Here is a 16,177-nt window from a genome sequence, read left to right as displayed (position 1 = left end):
GTTTCTTATTTTTCTCCCCAACCATATATCTCCCCAACCAAACAAACCATTCAAAACAGGAGGAACGTTCTATGCAGAAGAAAGGCAACAAGTACGGCACTCACCGCGTCATCGAGCCCAAGGGTCTGCTGACCCAGGCCGCCAAGAAGATCGACAATACCATGGAGTGCTACTCCAATGAGATCCTGTGCGACGTGTCCGCGCTGAACATCGACTCCGCTTCCTTCACTCAGATCTATGAGGCCTGCGAGAAGGACCTGGCCAAGACCGAGCAGATGATCCTGGACATCGTGGGTGAGCGCGGCAAGATGCAGAACCCTGTCACCGGTTCCGGCGGCATGTTCATCGGCACCGTCCGCGAGATCGGCGAGGACCTGCAGGGCAAGATCGACCTGAAGGTGGGCGACAAGATCGCTTCTCTGGTGTCCCTGTCCCTGACTCCCCTGAAGATCAACAAGATCAAGGCCATCCACCCCGAGATCGACCGCGTGGATGTGGACGCCCAGGCTATCCTGTTTGAGTCCGGCCTGTATGCCAAGCTGCCCGACGACATGAGCGAGGAGCTGGCCCTGGCTGCTCTGGACGTGGCTGGTGCTCCCGCCCAGACCGCCAAGCTGGTGAAGCCCGGTGACTCCGTGCTCATCCTGGGCGGCGCCGGCAAGGGCGGCATGATGTGCTGCTACGAGGCCATGAAGCGCGTCGGCCCCACCGGCAACGTGGTGGCCCTGGTCATCTGCCAGGAGGACGCCGACCTGCTGAAGAGCATGAACCTGTGCCACCACGCCATCGTGGGCTCCGCCACCAACCCCACCGAGGTGCTGGAGAAGTCCCTGGCTGTCAACAACGGCAAGGAGTACGACGTCTCCATCCTGATCGTCAACGTGCCCGCCTGCGAGATGGCCGCCATCCTGCCCGTCCATGACAACGGCGTGGTGTACTTCTTCTCCATGGCCACCGATTTCGCCAAGGCCGCCCTGGGCGCCGAGGGCTGCGGCAAGGACGTCACCATGATCGTGGGCAACGGCTACACCAAGGACCACGCCGAGATCACCCTGTCCGAGCTGCGTGAGAATCCCCAGCTCAAGGCTTACTTCGAGAAGAAGTACCTGTAAGGTTATTCTGAGCTGTCTGTGCAGCTCGGACGCCAGCGTAGCTGGCCGCGCCTTTTGGCGCGCAGAACGCGCAGCGTTCCCGCAGGGGCGATTCATTCGCCCCGAGGATGTCAAATCCCGGGGCCCCCGCGCAATGGTACATTGCGTGGGGCGCTGCGTGAGAATCCCCAGCTCAAGGCTTACTTCGAGAAGAAATACCTGTAATTACCCCTTATCTCCTTAATACTTATTCTGTGACTTACCTGTCCCATCGACAGATGAGCTGATTGATGTGATCGTTCTGCGGCCGATGCGTCCGGCCCCGGTTCTGTCGGAGAAACTCTCCTCCCCAACCCTTTCTCCCCGTTCCGGTTTCCCGGTCCCTGACGCCTACGGATGGCGCATCCCCACACTGATTTAGAAAGGATGACCTTGTTATGGTAGAGTCCCGCCGTAAGATCCTGTTCCCCGATGTGACTGACGAGCAGTGGAACGACTGGCACTGGCAGGTCAAGAATCGCATCGAGACTCTGGAGGACCTGAAGAAGTATGTGGATCTGACCCCCGAGGAAGAGGAAGGCGTCAAGGCCTGCCTCGGCACCCTCCGCATGGCCATCACTCCTTACTATCTGTCCCTGATCCAGCCCGGCGATCCCCACGATCCCGTCCGGCTGCAGGCCGTCCCCACCGCCAAGGAGCTGCATCAGTCCCCCGCCGACCTGCTGGACCCTCTGCACGAGGATGAGGACTCCCCCGCTCCCGGTCTGACCCATCGCTATCCTGACCGCTGCCTGCTGCTGATCACTGACCAGTGCTCCATGTACTGCCGTCACTGCACCCGCCGCCGCTTCGCCGGTCAGAACGACGCCGGCCTGCCCGTGGATCAGGTCGATCAGGCCATCGAGTACATCCGCAACACTCCCCAGATCCGCGACGTGCTGCTCTCCGGCGGCGACGCCCTGCTGGTCAGCGACGAGCGTCTGGAGTACATCATCGCCAAGCTGCGCGAGATCCCCCACGTGGAGATCGTCCGCATCGGCTCCCGTACTCCTGTGGTGCTGCCTCAGCGTATCACTCCCGAGCTGTGCAATATGCTGAAGAAGTATCACCCCATCTGGCTGAACACCCACTTCAACCATCCCAACGAGATCACCCCCGAGGCTGCCGCCGCCTGCGCCCGTCTGGCCGACGCCGGTATCCCCCTGGGCAACCAGAGCGTGCTGCTGGCCGGCATCAATGACTGCGTCTACACCATGAAGAAGCTGGTCAACGAGCTGGTCAAGATCCGCGTACGTCCCTACTACATCTATCAGTGCGACCTGTCCATGGGCCTGGAGCACTTCCGTACTCCCGTCAGCAAGGGCATCGAGATCATCGAGGGCCTGCGCGGCCACACCTCCGGCTACTGCGTGCCCACCTTCGTGGTGGACGCCCCCGGCGGCGGCGGCAAGACTCCCGTCATGCCTCAGTACGTCATCTCCCAGACCCCCAAGAAGGTCATCCTGCGCAACTACGAGGGCGTTATCACCACCTACACCGAGCCCGACCACTACACCGATTGTCAGTGCGACTACTGCACCGGCAAGAAGAAGAAGGAGCTCATGGGTGTGGCCGGTCTGGAGCGCGGCCAGGCTCTGTCCATGGAGCCCGCCGGCCTGGAGCGCCACAAGCGTTCTCATCACGAGGAGTAATCCAAACGGATACAGCGGATCGCCGCCTGCGGCGGCGATCCGCTTCCCCCCGTTTTTGAACTGACAAAGAATGGAAGTGATCGATGTTGGAATCCAAGCTGAACCTTGATTTTAAGCTGGTGGAACAGGCCCGCGCCCACGCTTCCCGGGTTGCGGACGACACCCAGCGTTTCATCGACGGCTGCACCACCGTGGCCGTGGAGCGTACCATCTGCCGTCTGCTGGGCATTGATGGTGTGGACGCCGCTGACGTGCCCCTGCCCAACGTGGTTGTGGAGCACCTGATGGACAAGGGCGCTCTGCCCCAGGGCGCCGCTTTCTGGATCGGCAACGCTATGGTGGAGACCGGTAAGGATCCCCAGGCCATTGCCGAGGACGTTGCCAACGACAAGCTGGACCTGACTGCTCTGCCCACCCACGGTGAGGCCGAGATTCATGCCGCTCTGGACCCCATCGTGGAGGAGAGCCTCTCCAAGATCCGCGCCCGCCGCAAGCGCCGCGAGGACTTCATCGCCACCCACGGCGGCGAGAAGCAGGGCCCCTGGATCTACCTGATCGTGGCCACCGGCAACATCTATGAGGACGTGGTGCAGGCTACCGCCGCCGCCCGCCAGGGCGCCGACGTCATCGCCGTTATCCGTACCACCGGCCAGTCCCTGCTGGACTACGTGCCTTACGGCGCCACCACTGAGGGCTTCGGCGGCACCTACGCCACTCAGGAGAACTTCCGCCTGATGCGCGAGGCCATGGACAAGGTGGGCGAGGAGCTGGGCCGTTACATCCGCGTGTGTAACTACTGCTCCGGCCTGTGTATGCCCGAGATCGCCGCCATGGGCGCTTTCGAGGGCCTGGACGTGATGCTGAACGACGCTCTGTACGGCATCCTGTTCCGCGACATCAACATGCAGCGCACCCTGGTGGACCAGTCCTTCTCCCGTGCCATCAACGCCTATGCCGGCGTTGTCATCAACACCGGTGAGGACAACTACCTGACCACCGCCGACGCTGTGGAAGAGGCTCACACCGTGCTGGCCTCCCAGTTCCTCAACGAGGCCTTTGCCCTGCGGGCCGGCCTGCCTGAGGAGCAGATGGGTCTGGGTCACGCCTTCGAGATCGACCCCGACGTGGAGAACGGCTTCCTGTACGAGCTGGCCCAGGCCGAGATGGCCCGGGAGATCTTCCCCAACGCTCCCCTGAAGTACATGCCTCCCACCAAGTTCATGACCGGCAACATCTTCCGCGGCCATGTTCAGGACGCCCTGTTCAACATGGTGACCATCCTGACCAACCAGAAGATCCACCTGCTGGGCATGATGACCGAGGCCATTCATACTCCTTTCCTGTCCGATCGTTTCCTGGCCATCCAGAATGCTCAGTACATCTTCCGTACCATGCACGATCTGGGCAGCGAGATCACCTTCAAGGACGGCGGCATCATGCAGAACCGTGCTGCCGACGTGCTGCACAAGGCTACCGATCTGCTGGGCCAGATCGAGCAGCTGGGCATTTTTGAAACCCTGGAGCGGGGCATCTTTGCCGACATCAAGCGTCCTCGGGACGGCGGCAAGGGCCTGGACGGCGTCGTGACCAAGGCCGCCGGGTACTTCAACCCCTTCCTTGAGCCCATGATGAAAGGGGGTGCCGGCAAATGAGTTCCGGACTGTATCAGATTCGTGACAAAGACCTGGACACCACTCTGGACCTGACCCGGCTGAAACCCTACGGTGACACCATGAATGACGGCAAGGTGCAGCTCTCCTTCACCCTGCCTGTCAAGGACGACGACAAGGGCGCCGCGGCTGCCGTGCTGATGGCCCAGAAGATGGGTCTGGCCGATCCAAACGTGGCTCTCCGTCAGAAGCTGGACGAGACCTTCACCTTCTATGTGGTGTACGGCTCTCTGACCCACTCTATCAACTACAATGAGATCGTGGTGCAGACCGTGGCCGACGAGGCCATGGGCATGGACGAGACCGACGAGTTCCTGAAGGAGCGCCTGGGCCGCAAGCTGGTAGTGGTGGGCGCCTCCACCGGTACCGACGCTCACACCGTGGGCATCGACGCCATCATGAACCGCAAGGGCTTTGCCGGCCACTACGGCCTGGAGCGCTATGAGATGATCGAGGCCTACAACCTGGGCTCTCAGGTGCCCAACGAGGAGTTCCTCCGCAAGGCTGCCGAGGTCAACGCCGACGTGCTGCTGGTGTCCCAGACCGTGACCCAGAAGGACGTCCACATCCAGAACCTCACCGAGCTCATCGAGCTGGCCGAGGCCGAGGGCGTCCGCGAGAAGTACATCTTCTGCTGCGGCGGCGCCCGCATCACCCACGCTCTGGCCAAGGAGCTGGGCTATGACGCCGGCTTTGGCGCCGGCACCTACGCCGACGATGTGGCCACTTTCTGTGCCAAGGAAATGGTCCGCCGTCTGGGCAAGTGATTGATTCGTTTTCTCCTCTTTTTCCCCTCTTTTCTCTGTAGGACGACGGGGCCCCAAACGGGGCCCCGTCGTTCATTTTGCGGGATATTGCAAAAGCGCCGGGGCATTGGCCCCGGCGCTTTCTTACCTTATATATATAATGTTACAGTCCCAGCCAGGCCTTCAGATCAGCAAGATCCTCCGCCACATGGTCCAGGGGCAGGCCGCTGCCCTCAAAGTCCTGCCGGGTGGTAGTACCGTTGAGAACGGCACAGAAGTGAGTACCCGCCCGGTGGGCCGTCTCGGCGTCGATGAGGGTGTCTCCGCAGTAGAGCACCTCCTCCGGCTTCAGGCCCAGCGCCTCCACGGCCGCCAGCAGCCCCTGTGGGTCCGGCTTGGGCCGGTCCACCTTATCACCGCCGGTGAGGGACACCAGGTACTGGCGCACCCCTCTGGCCTCCAGCACCGCGGTCAGAGTGTCGGTCCGCTTGGTGCTCACCACACCTGCCGGGATGTCCGCTTTCTTCAGGGCGGCAAGCAGCTCCGCCGCACCGGGGAAGAGGCGGGTCACCTCTACCTGGAGGGGACCGGCCTTCTCGGTGTACAGCTTGCGGAACAGAGCCCGCTGCTCGGGCCGGTCGTCCCCGGAGATCGTGGTGTAGCCATCCTCCAGCGTCATGCCGATGGTATGGCGCACAGCCTCCCGCTGGGGCTCCGCCAGCCCCATTTTTTCAAAGGCATACCGGAAGCCGGTGACAATGGCCTCGGTAGCATCTCCCAGGGTATAGTCAAAATCAAAAAATACTCCTCGAAAACCCATGGTTCCTCCCAAAATCATTCGTATTGTTTCCGGCCCGTGGTGCTGGGAATGTGCAGCTCATCCCGGTACTTGGCCACCGTGCGCCGGGACAGAGGGCAGCCCTGAGCGGTCATCAGCTCGCACAGCTTCTGGTCGGACAGAGGCTTTTTCTTATCCTCCCCGGCAATGAGCTTTTTCAGCAGGGCCTTGGCCGCGTCGGGAGAGGCGGCGTCATCGCTGCCCGCCCCCAGACTGCGGGAGAAGAAGTAGCTCAGGGGATAGACACCCATGGAGCACTGAATATACTTGTCCTTTACCGCCCGGCTCACCGTGGACTCGTGGACGCCGATACGCCCCGCCACGTCGGCCAGGGACATGGGCACCAGATGGCCCGGCCCCTGCCGGAAGAAGGCCTCCTGGAGCTCCAGGATGCAGCTGGCGCAGGACATAAGGGTGGAGCGGCGCTGCTCGATGGCGTGGACCATCCACTTGGCCTGCTTCACCTTGCCGTTGAGGTAGTCCTTCACCTGCTGGTCGTCGCTCTCCTTCAGCAGGCGGGTGTAGTACCCGCTGATCCCCAGAGTGGGAAAATAGTAATCGTTGGTCAACAGCTCGAAGTGGTCGGGAAAGCTGACCACGATGATATCAGGATTGATGTAGGTGAGATTCTCCCGGGCGGCAAATCCGGTGCCCGGCCGGGGATTGAGGGTGCGGATATGCTCACAGGCAGTGCGCACCTCCTCAGGGGTGACCTTCAGCTCCCGGGCAATGAGGCCGTAGCGGCTCTTGGACAGGGCGTCCAGCTGGCTCTCCACGATGCGCACCGCCAGCTCGTCCACCGGGGTACGTCGGATGAGCTGGAGCTTCAGGCACTCGGACAGATCCCGTGCCCCCACGCCTGCAGGCTCCAGAGACTGCACGGCTGCCAGGGCCTCCTCCATCAGCTCCACAGAAGCGCCGTAGTCGGCGGCCAGGGCCTCCAAAGGCTCGTCCAGCCAGCCGTTGGCGTTGAGGCTCTCCACCAGAAAGGTACCGGCCTCCATCACCTCCGGCGGCAGATCCAGCACCTTGAGCTGGGAGAGCACATAATAATAGAGATTGTCCTCCCGGTCCTCCATGGTACCGTAGTTGCCCAGCCGGTCGTCGTCCTCCTCGGTGTCCTGCTGATGGTAATAGCGGTTCTGGGGGTCGGTGGACTCCAGCCACTCCAGCTTGCGGCGGAGCTGGTCAGTCTCGTCCGCCCTGTCGTAGCGCTCCTCCGGCTCCAGCACCGGGTTTTCCTGCACCGCTTCCTCAATATACTCCAGCAGCTCCTGAGACCCCATCTGCAGGATCTCCATGGACTGCATCATCTGGGGAGAGAGGGTCTGTATCTGTTTTTGTGTCAGGTTCAATTCCAAGGTAGCTTCCTCCCTTCGCCCATTTTCGCGGTTTCTCGGAAGAAAGTATATCATGGAACCGGCCGGAATTTCAACATCTCATCCTGTAGAAAAATCACACATCCGGCTTCAGCAGCTGTCCCGCCCCGTAGCGCAGGCATCGGCGCAGCCGGGACTCTCCCCGCTTGATGTTGCGGGATACCGTGGACTTGTCCACCCCCGTCAGTTCGGCGATCTGCCGCATGTTCAGTCCCTTCTGGTAGTAGAGCACCATGCACTCCCGCTGCCGGGGCGTGATGTCCTCCTGGATGGCCAGCATCACGTTGCGGCGCAGCCGCCCCATCTGTTCGGCATTGTCCTCCGACATGGCCTGACTGTAGACCGCCATATCCGCCGCAAAATCCTTGCCCCTTCTATACCGTGTACCGGACATTGCAGTGATACCCCCTGTCGTAGTAGCGCTCGCACAGCACCGCCAAATCCCGGGCCTCCCGCCACATGGTCTCCAGATGACGGATCCGCTCCTCCAGCAAACGGCGGGTATGCTCATCCGTCTCCGCGGTCCTCCGGTCCTCCAGCAGCCGTACACGCTGGCGCAAGGTGGCCGCCCCCACCCGATATTGTACCGATAACTCCTGTAATGTCATTGCCCTTCCCCTTTTCTCTGTCTCTAAACTCCGCCTGGCAGCACGGGCACACTTCCCGCTCCTCCCCATACAGCTCCCCGCCGCAGAGGCGGCACCACCCTGTCGGCGGCATCCGCTGCATGTCCCGCAGCGGGTCTGTCCACACGCGTGGTTGGATACCCACTCCTCCCCAAAATTTTTTGAAAAAAATCTGTTTTTCTCTTGACAAATCCCCTTCTCCCTGATAAAATAACATTCGCTGTGGACGAGCTGGTATGCTGGTGTAGCTCAGTTGGTAGAGCAGTTGATTTGTAATCAACCGGTCGGGGGTTCGAGTCCGTCCACCAGCTCCATCAAGTTCATATGGAGGAGTTCCCGAGTGGCCAAAGGGGGCAGACTGTAAATCTGTTGCGATTCGCTTCGGTGGTTCGAATCCACCCTCCTCCACCAAAAATGTCTCGCCAAGCGGCGGGGCATTTTTTATTTCCCCCAATCTGATGCCCCGCCAGCCGGCGGGGCATTTTTCACCTCCCTCACGCCCCCTTTGGAGAATTTAATCTCCGATTGGTGATAAACTCATCCAGATATGGAACTTTCGTTCCATTGCACGGTTATAATAACACCAAACGGAGATAAAAGTCAATCATTTTTTGTCGAAGCATGTTGCGTTTGGTGATAAAATGTGGTAGAATAGACCCACAAATTGGACAGGAGGGAAAACGGTATGGAGCAGGAGAGCACCTTCGGCGCCCGTCTGCGCAGCCTGATGGAGGAGTCCGGCCTCAGCTATGAGCATCTGGGGGACCGGCTGAATATGAATCCCCAGACCCTGAACCGCTATGTCCTGGGCCAGCGTGAGCCCAAAATCGGCACCGCTGCCGCCATTGCCCGCTCCCTGGGGGTGGACCCGCTGTGGCTGCAGGGGTTCAACGTCCCCCGCCAGCCTCCCTGCCCTGCCCACCGGGAGCCGGTGGTCCCCATTCTTGGGGTCATCCGGGCGGGTACCCCCATTCTGGCAAGCCAGCAGATCGAGGGCTACGCCGCCGCCGACGTGCCCGACCCGGAGGAGCACTTCTATCTGCGGGTCACCGGTGACAGCATGATCAATGCCGGCATCCGGGACGGGGACCTGGTGCTCATCCGGCGGCAGTCCACGGCGGAAAACGGCCAGATCGTGGCCTGCCTGGTGGACGGAGAGGACGCCACCCTGAAGCGCTTCCGCTGCCAGAAGGGCATGGTGATCCTCCAGCCGGAAAATCCCTACTATGAGCCCAAGATCATCCCCCTGCGGGACTTTGAGCAGGGGCTGGCCCGCATCGTCGGCGTAGCCGTCAAGCTGGTGCGGGAACTCTGACAAAGGAGCGATACCATGCTGACCGATGACTGGATGCTGCGGCAGGTGGACGGGCTGGCCCGTTCTCTGTCCAAGCTGGTCCTGAAAAAGGACTCCCCCGACTACCTCCCTACCGGCGCAGAAGAGGACACCGCCCTGGATACCCTCCACCTCCGGCTGGTAGAGCTGCTGGCCGCCGGCGATGTGGGAGCCGGCGAGGATCTGCTCTTTCAGGAGAGCGACTGGAGCGACCTGCGCTATCTGGAGGTGGCGGTGGACTTCTACACCCGGGCCAACGCCCTCACCGACCAGCAGCTGGACCAGGCCGGCTTTGACCGGCAGGAGCTGCAGGAGGGCCTGCAGGAGCTGGCCCAGCGCTACGGGGTCGTCTTATGACCTGGATACCCCGGCACAACGGCACAGACCACAAAAAAGCGGCGGACGCATAGCGTCCGCCGCTTTTGTCATGATCTCCGTTCCTGCCGGTACTGCTCCATCTCCAGCTCGTCCTTGATCTCCAGGCCCCGCTCGCCGGCCAGGCCCTCCACATGGTGGGTAAACTCGTGGGCCAGGGTGGTATAGAGTTCCTCCTCCCATTCCTCTTCGGTCCACCGCTCCCACTTGGCCTGCTCGGCAAAGGAGCCGTAATAGAGATTGATATACTTGCCCATCATGTCGTTGCAATACTCGCCCATAATGTAGATATCGCCGCCCTCCGGGTCCTTTTTGGCCTCGGGCAGCAGGGAGATGCCTCCGTTCAGGTCCCGGTAGAACTCCTCGGGGAACTCCTCCGCCATCTGGTCCAGCAGGTCACCCACCTCATCAAAGCTGAGGATCATACCGTTCCCTCCTTGGGCTTCTTCATGGTCAGGGAGATGCGCTTTTTCTTCTCGTCCACATCCAGCACCCACACGGTGACGATATCTCCCACGGCGCACACCTCGCTGGGATGGCGCACCCGGCGATTGGACAGCTGGGAGATGTGGACCAGACCGTCCTGATGGACACCGATATCCACAAACACGCCAAAGTCGATGACGTTGCGCACCGTACCGGTGAGTTCCATCCCCGGGCGTAGGTCCTTCATCTCCATCACGTCGGTGCGCAGGATAGGCTTGGGCAGCTCGTCCCGGGGGTCACGGCCCGGCTTGAGCAGTTCCTTCACAATATCCTCCAGGGTAGGCAGGCCCACGCCGCAGGCCTCTGCCGCCTTCTCTCTGCCGCAGGCCTGTACCCGCTGGTCCAGTTCTCCGATGACCCCCGCCGCCACGTCCTTCAGAGTGTAACCGCACAGCTCCAGCAGCTTCTGGGCCGCCTCATAGCTCTCCGGGTGGACGCCGGTGTGGTCCAGCACGTTTTTGCTTTCGGGCACCCGCAGGAAGCCGGCGCACTGCTCAAAGGCCTTGGGCCCCAGCTTGGGCACCTTGAGTACTCCCTTCCGGGTGGTGAAGGCTCCGTTCTCCTCCCGGTACTTGACGATATTCTTGGCAGTAGTGTTGTTCAGCCCCGCCACATAGGCCAGCAGGGGCGCGGAGGCGGTGTTCAGGTCCACACCCACCGCGTTAACGCAGTCCTCTACCACGCCTCCCAGAGTCTCGCCCAGCCGGGCCTGGGGCATGTCGTGCTGGTACTGGCCCACGCCGATGGACTTGGGATCAATCTTCACCAGCTCGGCCAGGGGGTCCTGGAGCCGCCGTGCGATGGACACGGCGCTTCTCAGATTCACATCGTAGTCGGGGAACTCCTCGGCGGCTAGCTTGGAGGCGGAATATACCGAGGCTCCCGCCTCGTTGACGATCATGTAGCTTACCCCGCCCCCCAGCTTGCGGATCATCTCCACCGCCATCTGCTCGGTCTCCCGGCTAGCGGTGCCATTGCCGATGGCGATGTGGGCCACCCCGTGTTTGCGGATAAGCCTGGACAGGATATCAATGGCTTCCTGCTTTTTCTTTTCATTAAAGGTGGGGTATACCACCGCCGTGTCCAGCACCTTGCCGGTGCCGTCCACCACCGCCACCTTGCAGCCGTTACGGTAGCCCGGGTCCAGGCCCATGGTGACAAAGCCCTTCACCGGCGGCTGCATCAGCAGAGGCTTCAGGTTGAGGCCGAAGTTGTGGATGGCTCCCTCGTTGGCCTGCTCGGTAAGGGTATTGCGGATCTCCCGCTCCAGGGAGGGCCTGAGCAGCCGGTCCCAGGCGTCGTCCGCCGCCGCCCGGACAAATTCCATGGCCGCCCGGCCTGGCACCACAGCCCGGCGCACCGCGATGCGGGCGGTCTCGCCGTCCAGTTCCACCCCAACCTTCAGGATATCCTCCCGCTCGCCCCGGTTGATGGCCAGCACCTGATGGCCCATGGCCTTCCCCACCGGAGTCTGAAAATCGTAGTACAGGCGGTAGACACTGTCCTCCGGCTCCTTGTCCACCGCTTTGGAGACCAGCATGCCCCGGCGAAGATAGAGCTCCCGCAGGCTCTTGCGGACAGCAGCGTCGTCAGAGATGGCCTCAGCGATGATGTCGCTGGCCCCCTGGAGGGCGTCCTCCACCGTCTCCACACCCTTCTCCGGATCCACATACCCCTCGGCCAGGGTCTGGGGCTCCACCGGGGCGCCCATGGCAAACAGAGCCATGGCCAGGGGCTCCAGCCCCTTTTCCTTAGCCATGGTGGCCCGGGTGCGCCGCTTGGGCTTGTAGGGCAGGTATAGGTCCTCCACCTCCGCCAGGGTGGCCGCCCCGTCAATGGCGGCGGCCAGCTCCTCGGTCAGCCTGCCCTGGGCCTCAATGGTGCTTTTGACCTCTTCCCGCCGCTTGTCCAGATTGCGCAGGTATTGCAGCCGGTCGGCCAGGGTGCGCAGGGTGGTGTCGTCCATGGCCCCGTGGAGCTCCTTGCGGTAGCGGGCAATAAAGGGAATGGTGTTGCCCTCGTCAATGAGGGTCACCACGTTCTGAATGTATGTCTCCTTCTGGCCCAGTTCTTTGGCCAGGATCTGAATGATGGTATCCATACGGTTCTCCTTTGCACAGGATTGTAACCAATATTTTACCCGTTTTTGCCCCGCAAGTCCAGCATATCCCCTTGCTTTCCGCCGTCCACCTGTGTAAGATCAGTGAGAAAGGGAGGAGAAGCGCCATGAATCAGCAGCTTTGCGAGATAGACCGCGCCATTGAGGAACTGACCGCTGCCCAGGCCCGCCACGCCAAACTCACCGCCCAGATGGATGAGCTGTACCGCCAGCGGGAAGAACGGCAGGCCAGGGTGGAGGAAACCGCCAGGGTGTTCCGGAAAGAACAGGACGATGTGGATCAGCTGGAAAAGGGGGGACTGCGCGCCCTGCTGCTCTCCCTCACCGGGGATAGGAAGGAGCGGCTGGACCGGGAACGCCGGGAGGCTCTGGCCGCCAAATTTCAATACGACCAGGCCAGATCCGACCTGGAATATCTGGAAGCAAAGCTGACCGACCTGATCCGGGAGCGGGACGGGCTGACCTGTTCACCCCGGAAGGTGGAACAGCTGCTGGCAGAGAAGGCGGAGCTCATCAAATCCATGGGCGGCCAGCGGGGCGCCCGGCTGGCGGAGCTGGACGGGCAGCTAAGTGAACTGAGACACCAGCAAAAAGAGCTGAACGAGGCCATCTCCGCCGGGCAGAATGTCAAGCGCCTGCTGGGTTATGTCCAGGACAACCTGGACGCCGCTCGTGGCTTTGGTACCTGGGATATGCTGGGGGGCGGTCTCATTGTCAACATGGCCAAGCACGACCATTTGGACAGCGCACAGTCCAGCATCCGGGCGGCCCAGCGGGCCCTGTGCGACTTCCGCACCGAGCTGGCCGACATCAGCGATATCCAGGTCCCCAACATCCAGATCGGTCCCTTCGCCACCTTTGCCGACTATTTTTTTGACGATATTTTTTCCGACTGGTTTGTCCAGTCCGGCATCAAAAAGGCCCAGGAACGAGTCTCCGAGATCCGCATGAAGCTGACCGCCGCCCTCCGCGCCCTGGACACCGCCGCCCAGGAACTGGAGGCCCGCCGCGCTCCCCTGGATGCAGAACGGGAGGAGCTGCTGACTACCGAAACCCTCTGACCACAAAAAAGCCGGCCTGCCCCCAAGGGCAGGCCGGCTTTGCCTGTATCGGTTGTGTTAAACGGTGGCAAGCCGGTACACTGTAGTGTGCCGGTATTCCTCTCCCGCCCGCAGGATAGGGCTGGGGAAGGCATTGTGGTGGATGGCGTCCGGCCATCCCTGGGTCTCCAGGCAGAAGGCCGACCGGGGGCCGTACATCGCCCCGTCCTTACCCGGGTCGCCATCCAGATAGTTGGCGGTATAGAGCTGGAGGCCGGGCTGGGTGGTATAGCACTCCAGGCACAAGCCGCCGCCCATGGCACGGGCCGCCAGTCCCAGAGCGGACACCGGCAGGGTGCGCAGCACAAAATTGTGGTCATAGCCGTTGCCCAGGGTCAGCTGGGGATGCTCCATAGCCAGTCCCTGCAAAAACTCCCGGGGGATGCGCAGATCAAAGGGGGTGCCCTCCACCGCCAGCAGAGCGCCGGTGGGGGTGCTGTCGGCGTCGTTCTCTGTAATGGCGCTGGCATAGATCTGGATCCGCTGCCCCTCCAGGGAGCCGTGGGCATGGCCCATCAGGTTGAAGTAACTGTGGTTGGTCAGATTGCAGAGGGTGTCCTTGTCGCTCCTGGCCCAGTAGTCCAGGGTGAGGGCCCCGTCGGCAGTCAGGTCATAGCTTACCCGCACCTCCAGGGTACCGGGAAAGCCCTCCTCCCCGTCGGGGCTGGTGTGGGTCAGCTCCAGCTTCCCCTCATGGATCCGGGCCTCCCATACCGCCTGGTTAAAGCCCCGGATGCCGCCGTGGAGACAGTTTGGGCCGTTGTTTACCGCCAGGGTATAGTGCTGCCCATTCAGATCAAAGGCTGCCCCGCCGATACGGTTGGCCACCCGGCCCACCAGGGCGCCGAAGTACTTGTCCTGCTTCTCGTAATCGGCCAGGGTGTCACACCCCAGCACCACATCCCGGTCGTCTGCCAGAAAGCTGCGGAGGATACCGCCGTAGGTCAGGATTTTTACCGTATAGCTGCCCGCCACCGCGGTCCACTGGTCCACCTGCTCCCCCCCGGCAGTCACGCCAAAGGGTTCTCTTGTCCACTCAGCCATCATGCAACGCCTTTCTCTGGGGACAAAAGCCGCTGTTTCGGCCCTGTCCCGGTATTCATATTTCGGTTGTAATGATAGCACATTTTCAGTTCCCTGCCAACAGTCATGATCTTGGTCTCCCTTCTAAAACGCAAAAAAGGACCGGAACTCCTTTGGAGTTCCGGTCCTCTTTTCACATATCATGCGGCTTGCGCTGCCTCGAATCAGCCGATGCCGCCCCAGGCGATGCCCAGCACGAAGCAGAGCACGCACAGAGGAACAAAGACATACTTGCCGAAGGGGAGGAACCATCCGCCCACAGGCTTGGGCGAACCCTCGTTGACGGCAGCCAGAGCGGTATCCTTCTTCATGACCCAGAAGTACATAATACCGGCGGTGAGCGCACCCAGCGGCAGGATGTAGATGGAGACCATGTCCATCCACTGGGAGGTCCAGGGCTGGATGAGCAGGGCTACCACCACGCCCACAACATGGATGAGGCCGACCGCCATCCAACGCTTCAGGTGCAACTGCTGCTGGAGGAAGTTGACGGGAGTCTCAAACAGGTTGATAACCGAGGAGACGCCGGCAAAGAGGATGGCCACATAGAAGAAAATCACGATCAGTCTGGCAATGCCGCCCATGCTGTTGAACACGGGGAGCACATAGATGAACATCAGGCCGGGGCCACCGTTGCCCAGGTCCACCGTGCCGGTGGAGGCCATGGCGGGGATGATGACCAGCATGGCCAGCAGGGCGCAGGAGGTATCCAGAATGGCGCAGATGATTGCGGACTGGCGGATCTTCACATCCTTGCCCAGGTAGGAGCCGTACACCACGGAGCCGGAGCCTGCCACCGACAGGGAGAAGAAGCACTGGCCGAAGGCGTAGACCCACACCTCGGGATTGAGCAGGCCCTTGGGGTCCAAGGTAAAGATGTAGCTGTAGCCGCCGGAGGTGCCGGGAATGAAGATCATAACCACAGCCAACACCACGAAGAGGGCGTACAGGATGGGGAGCATGATCTTGCAGGAGGCCTCAATGCCGCCGGAGACGCCGGCCAGCATGATGAGCAGGGAGACCACGATGCCGATAATGATCCACAGGTTGTTGGCGCCGCCGGTAGAGAAGGTCATCTGCAAGGCCTCGGGCAGGCTATCTGCCTCAGGGGCCACAGCACCAAAAGTGCCGCCGATGACGTTCATGTCGGTGCCCATAGCGGTCAACTCGCCGGTAATGGCCATTTTGACGTAGTAGAACACCCAGCCCATGACCACGGAGTAGCCGATGGCCAGCAACAGGGAACCCAGCACGGGAACGCCGCCAATCCACTCACCCAAACGTCTGGAATGTCCGCCGTTCTCCATGGCCTTGCCAAAAGCGCCGGAGGGGCCGCTCTTGGCCCAGCGGCCCAAGGAGAACTCCTCCATCATACCGGACTGGCAGATGATGACCGCGAAGATGAAGTAGGGGATCAGAAAGGTCAAACCGCCGTACCGGGAGACCAGCATGGGGAAGCGCCACACGTTCGCCATGCCCACGCAGGAGCCCACAGCGGCCATGATAAAGCCAAATTGGGACTTAAAGCCATCTTGATTTTGCAGCGTATCGGGAGTTGCCATAAATTACACCTCTCATTCTCCCGCCGCCGTTCCCGGAGGAGCGGCAACGGGACAAAACCTTTGCATTGCAAAAGAGAC

At 61.5% G+C, this 16,177-nt stretch carries 15 protein-coding genes and 2 tRNA genes; 9 read left to right on the top strand and 8 right to left on the bottom strand.

All coding sequences use genetic code 11. The features are described 5' to 3' along the window. Nucleotides 1-71: 71 nt before the first annotated feature. From B5G34_RS06720 to B5G34_RS06705, 4 genes are all read left to right on the top strand, one after another. Entirely contained in the window at nucleotides 72-1,112 is a 1,041-nt protein-coding gene (locus tag B5G34_RS06720) for an L-erythro-3,5-diaminohexanoate dehydrogenase (protein WP_087335472.1), read from the top strand. Nucleotides 1,113-1,528: 416 nt separating this feature from the next. After that, nucleotides 1,529-2,782 carry a lysine 2,3-aminomutase gene (ablA, locus tag B5G34_RS06715; protein ID WP_087335470.1) on the top strand — a complete coding sequence of 418 codons (1,254 nt, stop codon included), beginning with the start codon at nucleotides 1,529-1,531 and terminating at the stop codon, nucleotides 2,780-2,782. 83 nt (nucleotides 2,783-2,865) lie between these two features. Beyond that, nucleotides 2,866-4,434, top strand: a complete 1,569-nt coding sequence (locus B5G34_RS06710; protein ID WP_087335468.1) for a lysine 5,6-aminomutase subunit alpha — start codon at nucleotides 2,866-2,868, stop codon at nucleotides 4,432-4,434. Then, nucleotides 4,431-5,219, top strand: coding sequence for an OAM dimerization domain-containing protein (locus B5G34_RS06705; protein ID WP_087335466.1), 789 nt, complete (start codon nucleotides 4,431-4,433; stop codon nucleotides 5,217-5,219). Before B5G34_RS06710 ends, B5G34_RS06705 begins: the two co-directional genes overlap by 4 nt. Nucleotides 5,220-5,361: 142 nt before the next feature. Here B5G34_RS06705 and B5G34_RS06700 read toward each other — a convergent pair whose 3' ends face one another. From B5G34_RS06700 to B5G34_RS06685, 4 genes are all read right to left on the bottom strand, one after another. Continuing rightward, nucleotides 5,362-6,018 carry an HAD-IA family hydrolase gene (locus tag B5G34_RS06700; protein ID WP_087335464.1) on the bottom strand — a complete coding sequence of 219 codons (657 nt, stop codon included), beginning with the start codon at nucleotides 6,016-6,018 and terminating at the stop codon, nucleotides 5,362-5,364. A 14-nt stretch (nucleotides 6,019-6,032) separates the two neighbouring features. Then, nucleotides 6,033-7,397, bottom strand: coding sequence for an RNA polymerase factor sigma-54 (gene rpoN, locus B5G34_RS06695; protein ID WP_087335462.1), 1,365 nt, complete (start codon nucleotides 7,395-7,397; stop codon nucleotides 6,033-6,035). Between the two features lie 94 nt (nucleotides 7,398-7,491). Next, complete coding sequence (locus B5G34_RS06690; protein WP_087335460.1) at nucleotides 7,492-7,764, bottom strand: sigma-70 family RNA polymerase sigma factor; 273 nt, start codon at nucleotides 7,762-7,764, stop codon at nucleotides 7,492-7,494. A gap of 25 nt (nucleotides 7,765-7,789) precedes the next feature. Beyond that, nucleotides 7,790-8,023, bottom strand: a complete 234-nt coding sequence (locus tag B5G34_RS06685; RefSeq protein WP_087335458.1) for a hypothetical protein — start codon at nucleotides 8,021-8,023, stop codon at nucleotides 7,790-7,792. A 256-nt stretch (nucleotides 8,024-8,279) separates the two neighbouring features. On the opposite strand from B5G34_RS06685, the gene B5G34_RS06680 reads away from it, so the two are divergent. The 4 genes from B5G34_RS06680 to B5G34_RS06665 all read left to right on the top strand — a co-directional run bounded on the left by B5G34_RS06680 (nucleotide 8,280) and on the right by B5G34_RS06665 (nucleotide 9,731). Continuing rightward, nucleotides 8,280-8,355: transfer RNA gene (locus B5G34_RS06680), tRNA-Thr, on the top strand. Between the two features lie 12 nt (nucleotides 8,356-8,367). Further along, a tRNA-Tyr gene (locus B5G34_RS06675) sits at nucleotides 8,368-8,452 on the top strand. Between the two features lie 274 nt (nucleotides 8,453-8,726). Beyond that, complete coding sequence (locus B5G34_RS06670; protein WP_087335457.1) at nucleotides 8,727-9,356, top strand: S24 family peptidase; 630 nt, start codon at nucleotides 8,727-8,729, stop codon at nucleotides 9,354-9,356. A gap of 15 nt (nucleotides 9,357-9,371) precedes the next feature. Next, complete coding sequence (locus B5G34_RS06665; RefSeq protein ID WP_087335455.1) at nucleotides 9,372-9,731, top strand: DUF6483 family protein; 360 nt, start codon at nucleotides 9,372-9,374, stop codon at nucleotides 9,729-9,731. Between the two features lie 68 nt (nucleotides 9,732-9,799). Here the strand turns inward: B5G34_RS06665 and B5G34_RS06660 are convergent, their stop codons facing one another. Continuing rightward, a complete protein-coding gene (locus B5G34_RS06660) occupies nucleotides 9,800-10,174 on the bottom strand; it encodes a metallopeptidase family protein (protein WP_087335454.1) in 375 nt (124 codons plus the stop codon). After that, nucleotides 10,171-12,336 carry a Tex family protein gene (locus B5G34_RS06655; RefSeq protein WP_087335453.1) on the bottom strand — a complete coding sequence of 722 codons (2,166 nt, stop codon included), beginning with the start codon at nucleotides 12,334-12,336 and terminating at the stop codon, nucleotides 10,171-10,173. The genes B5G34_RS06660 and B5G34_RS06655 overlap by 4 nt, the downstream gene beginning before the upstream one ends. Before the next feature lie 125 nt (nucleotides 12,337-12,461). On the opposite strand from B5G34_RS06655, the gene B5G34_RS06650 reads away from it, so the two are divergent. Beyond that, nucleotides 12,462-13,415 (top strand): hypothetical protein, encoded by a 954-nt coding sequence (locus tag B5G34_RS06650; protein WP_087335451.1) that lies wholly within the window; start codon nucleotides 12,462-12,464, stop codon nucleotides 13,413-13,415. A gap of 57 nt (nucleotides 13,416-13,472) precedes the next feature. Here B5G34_RS06650 and B5G34_RS06645 read toward each other — a convergent pair whose 3' ends face one another. Then, nucleotides 13,473-14,498: an aldose epimerase family protein gene (locus B5G34_RS06645; RefSeq protein ID WP_242956897.1), complete on the bottom strand. Its 1,026-nt coding sequence runs from the start codon at nucleotides 14,496-14,498 to the stop codon at nucleotides 13,473-13,475. A gap of 203 nt (nucleotides 14,499-14,701) precedes the next feature. After that, nucleotides 14,702-16,099, bottom strand: a complete 1,398-nt coding sequence (locus B5G34_RS06640; RefSeq protein WP_087335447.1) for a sodium-dependent transporter — start codon at nucleotides 16,097-16,099, stop codon at nucleotides 14,702-14,704. Between the last annotated feature and the right edge of the window lie 78 nt (nucleotides 16,100-16,177).

The organism is Flavonifractor sp. An82 (assembly GCF_002159265.1).
In the GTDB taxonomy this organism is placed as follows: Bacteria; Bacillota; Clostridia; order Oscillospirales; family Oscillospiraceae; genus Flavonifractor.
The sequence above is the reverse complement of the archived record's forward strand: the minus strand, read 5'-3'. Positions and strand labels throughout refer to the sequence as shown.

Excerpts from the sequence above, each read along its gene's own strand:
- B5G34_RS06720 (WP_087335472.1), top strand. The coding sequence starts at position 72 with ATGCAGAAGAAAGGCAACAAGTACGGCACTCACCGCGTCATCGAGCCC.
- ablA (WP_087335470.1), top strand. The coding sequence starts at position 1,529 with ATGGTAGAGTCCCGCCGTAAGATCCTGTTCCCCGATGTGACTGACGAG.
- B5G34_RS06710 (WP_087335468.1), top strand. The coding sequence starts at position 2,866 with ATGTTGGAATCCAAGCTGAACCTTGATTTTAAGCTGGTGGAACAGGCC.
- B5G34_RS06705 (WP_087335466.1), top strand. The coding sequence starts at position 4,431 with ATGAGTTCCGGACTGTATCAGATTCGTGACAAAGACCTGGACACCACT.
- B5G34_RS06700 (WP_087335464.1), bottom strand. The coding sequence starts at position 6,018 with ATGGGTTTTCGAGGAGTATTTTTTGATTTTGACTATACCCTGGGAGAT.
- B5G34_RS06690 (WP_087335460.1), bottom strand. The coding sequence starts at position 7,764 with ATGGCGGTCTACAGTCAGGCCATGTCGGAGGACAATGCCGAACAGATG.
- B5G34_RS06685 (WP_087335458.1), bottom strand. The coding sequence starts at position 8,023 with ATGACATTACAGGAGTTATCGGTACAATATCGGGTGGGGGCGGCCACC.
- B5G34_RS06670 (WP_087335457.1), top strand. The coding sequence starts at position 8,727 with ATGGAGCAGGAGAGCACCTTCGGCGCCCGTCTGCGCAGCCTGATGGAG.
- B5G34_RS06665 (WP_087335455.1), top strand. The coding sequence starts at position 9,372 with ATGCTGACCGATGACTGGATGCTGCGGCAGGTGGACGGGCTGGCCCGT.
- B5G34_RS06660 (WP_087335454.1), bottom strand. The coding sequence starts at position 10,174 with ATGATCCTCAGCTTTGATGAGGTGGGTGACCTGCTGGACCAGATGGCG.
- B5G34_RS06655 (WP_087335453.1), bottom strand. The coding sequence starts at position 12,336 with ATGGATACCATCATTCAGATCCTGGCCAAAGAACTGGGCCAGAAGGAG.
- B5G34_RS06650 (WP_087335451.1), top strand. The coding sequence starts at position 12,462 with ATGAATCAGCAGCTTTGCGAGATAGACCGCGCCATTGAGGAACTGACC.
- B5G34_RS06645 (WP_242956897.1), bottom strand. The coding sequence starts at position 14,498 with ATGGCTGAGTGGACAAGAGAACCCTTTGGCGTGACTGCCGGGGGGGAG.
- B5G34_RS06640 (WP_087335447.1), bottom strand. The coding sequence starts at position 16,099 with ATGGCAACTCCCGATACGCTGCAAAATCAAGATGGCTTTAAGTCCCAA.